The 3,011-nt window shown below is 77.7% G+C and carries 2 protein-coding genes and 1 pseudogene; 2 read left to right on the top strand and 1 reads right to left on the bottom strand.

Annotated features, from left to right (window positions below; genetic code table 11):
- Positions 1-205: pseudogene (locus tag GTR00_RS17975) on the top strand (methylenetetrahydrofolate reductase); the annotation flags it as partial.
- Positions 206-278: 73 nt separating this feature from the next.
- On the top strand, positions 279-572 hold the full coding sequence (locus GTR00_RS17980; RefSeq protein ID WP_166612950.1) for a putative quinol monooxygenase: 294 nt from the start codon (positions 279-281) through the stop codon (positions 570-572).
- Positions 573-629: 57 nt separating this feature from the next.
- Here GTR00_RS17980 and metE read toward each other — a convergent pair whose 3' ends face one another.
- Entirely contained in the window at positions 630-2,957 is a 2,328-nt protein-coding gene (gene metE, locus GTR00_RS17985; protein ID WP_166612951.1) for a 5-methyltetrahydropteroyltriglutamate--homocysteine S-methyltransferase, read from the bottom strand.
- Positions 2,958-3,011 lie beyond the last annotated feature (54 nt).

The raw sequence follows: 3,011 nt of genomic DNA on the forward strand, positions 1-3,011 counted from the left end.
GTTCCTGCGCGGGCAGCCGGGGCTGCTGCGGCGGTTCTTCACCCCGCACGGCTACGACCCCGGCCCGGTCCTGCAGGGCCTGGCCGGCGAGCTGGGCGCCCCCGGGCACCACCTGGCGGGCCTGCACGTGTTCACCTTCAACGACCTGGAGCGCACCGAGGCGTGGCGGCAGCGGGCGCTGCGCCGCCTGGACCGGTACCGCTGAGGCCCGCCGCCCCGGGTGGCGGCGCCCGCGCGCGGCGGGGATGCTCGGCTCCCCCGACCACCACGGAGGTCCCGTGTTCGCCATCGCCGTCCGCTTCGACCTGCCCGACGAGGAGTCGGCCGCCGCGTTCGACGAGCTCGTCGCCCGCACGCTGCCCGGCATCCTCGCCGAGGAACCCGGGACGCTCACCTACGTCCCGCACCGCGTGGAGGGCGAGCCGCTGGCCCGGCTGTTCTACGAGGAGTACGCCGACCGCGAGGCGCACGCGGCCCACGAGGCCCGGCCGGCGACGGCGCGGTTCCTGGAGCGGGTGCGGGAGCTGGTGACGTCGGTGCGCGCGGAGGTGCTCACCCCGCTGGCGAGCTGAGGCTCCGCCCGCCGCGGTGGCCGGCCCGCACCCGCGCGGGTGCGGGCCGGCCCCGTCTCACAGCGCCGGGACGGGCGCGGCGGCCAGCTCGGCGCGCACCTGCCCGGCGGCCGCGACGAGGTGGCGCAGCGCGGGCACCGTCTCGGCGTACCCGCGGGTCTTCAGGCCGCAGTCGGGGTTGACCCACACCTGGCGCGCGGGCACGGAGGACACCGCCAGCCGCAGCAGCTCGGTGACCTCCTCCCGGCTGGGCACCCGCGGGGAGTGGATGTCGTGCACGCCGGGCCCGATGCCGCGGGCGAACCCGGCGCGGGCGATGTCGGGCAGGACCTCCATGCGCGAGCGGGCCGCCTCGATGCTCGTCACGTCGGCGTCCAGGCCGTCGATGGCGTCGATGACCTCGCCGAACTCCGAGTAGCACAGGTGGGTGTGCACCTGCGTGGCGTCGGCGGCGCCGGCGGTGGCCAGCCGGAACGCGGCCACCGACCACTCCAGGTAGGCGGGCTGGTCGGCGCGGCGCAGCGGCAGCAGCTCGCGCAGCGCCGGCTCGTCGACCTGCACGATGCCGATGCCGGCGGCCTCCAGGTCGGCGACCTCGTCGCGCAGGGCCAGGGCGACCTGGCGGGCGGTGTCGCCCAGCGGCTGGTCGTCGCGCACGAACGACCACGCCAGGATCGTCACCGGACCGGTGAGCATGCCCTTGACGGGCCTGGTGGTGCGGGAGGCGGCGTGCGCGCTCCACGGCACGGTGATCGGCGCCGGGCGCGACACGTCGCCCCACAGGATCGGCGGGCGCACGCAGCGCGAGCCGTAGGACTGCACCCAGCCGTGCCGCGTCACCGCGAACCCGTCGAGGTTCTCGGCGAAGTACTGCACCATGTCGTTGCGCTCGGGCTCGCCGTGGACGAGGACGTCCAGGCCGAGCTCCTCCTGCAGCGCGATCACGCGGTCCACCTCGGCGCGCAGGAACTCCTCGTACTGCTCCTGCGACAGGCGCCCGGCCGTGCGCGCGGCGCGCGCGGCGCGGATCTCCGCGGTCTGCGGGAAGGACCCGATGGTCGTGGTGGGCAGCAGCGGCAGGCCCAGCGCGCTCTCCTGCGCGGCGCGGCGCACCGCGTAGTCGCTGCGCTGCAGCGCCTGCGGCCCCAGGGCGGCCAGGCGCGCGCGGACCTCGGGGCGCACCGCGCCGGGCGCGCCGAGGCGGTCGGCTCGCGCCGCGGACCCGGCGGCGATCGCCCCGGCGTGCGCGCCGGGCTCGCGCAGCGCCCGCCCGAGCAGCACGACCTCGTCGACCTTCTGGTCGGCGAAGGCGAGCCAGCCGCGCAGCCCGGGGTCCAGGCCCGTCTCGTCGGCGACGTCGTGCGGGACGTGCAGCAGCGAGGTGGAGGTGGAGGTGACGACGGTGCCGGCCAGCGGCTGCAGCTCCTGCAGCAGCGCCAGCGCCGCGCCCAGGTCGGTGCGCCAGACGTTGTGACCGTCCACGACGCCGGCCACGAGGGTCTTGCCGGCCAGGCCCCGCGGCGCGCGCCGCGGGGCGGCCCCGCGCACCAGGTCCAGGGCCAGACCCTCGACGGCGGTGGAGGCCAGCGGCTCCAGCAGCTCGCCGAGGTCGCCGTAGGGGGCGGCCACGAGCAGCCGCGGGCGCCCGGGGGCGGCGGTGAGGGCCCCGTACGCGGAGCGCACCAGCTCGGCGAGCCCGTCCACGCCGGCGGTGGCGGAGTCGCTCACCAGGGCGGGCTCGTCCAGCTGCACCCACGCCGCGCCGGCGGCCGCGTAGGCGGCCAGCAGCTCGGCGTAGACCGGCAGCAGGTCGTCCAGCCGCTCGATCGGCGCGAAGCCGTCGGGGCTGCCGGCGGCCGCCTTGGACAGCAGCAGGAACGTCACCGGCCCGACGAGCACGGGGCGGGTGAGGAAGCCGTCGGCCAGCGCCTCGGAGAACTCCCGCACGCCGCGGTCGTCGGCGAAGCGGAACGCGGTGTCCGGCCCGACCTCCGGGACGAGGTAGTGGTAGTTCGTGTCGAACCACTTCGTCATCTCCAGCGGCGCGTCGGCGCCGCGGCCGCGGGCGATCGTCGACAGGCCCGCCAGGTCGACGCGGCCGTCCTCGCCCACGACGTCGGCGAAGCGCGCGGGCACCGCGCCCAGCGCGATCGCCGCGTCCAGGACGTGGTCGTAGGCGGAGGACGCGGAGGGGATGGAGGCGTCGTGGGCGCGCAGGCCCAGCTCGTTCAGGCGGCGCACGGTGCGCGCGCGCACGGCGGCCAGCGCCCGCTCGGTGGCGGCGACGTCGGCCTGCCCGGCCCACAGCGCCTCCAGCGCCTTCTTCGCCTCCCGGCGCGGGCCGATGCGGGGGTAGCCCAGGACCGTGGCCGACCACGCCGGCACGGCGGCGGGGTCGGCCGCGGGGTCGGCCGCGGGGTCGGCCGCGGGGTCGGGGAC

Source organism: Kineococcus indalonis, from assembly GCF_009906395.1.
In the GTDB taxonomy this organism is placed as follows: Bacteria; Actinomycetota; Actinomycetes; order Actinomycetales; family Kineococcaceae; genus Kineococcus; species Kineococcus indalonis.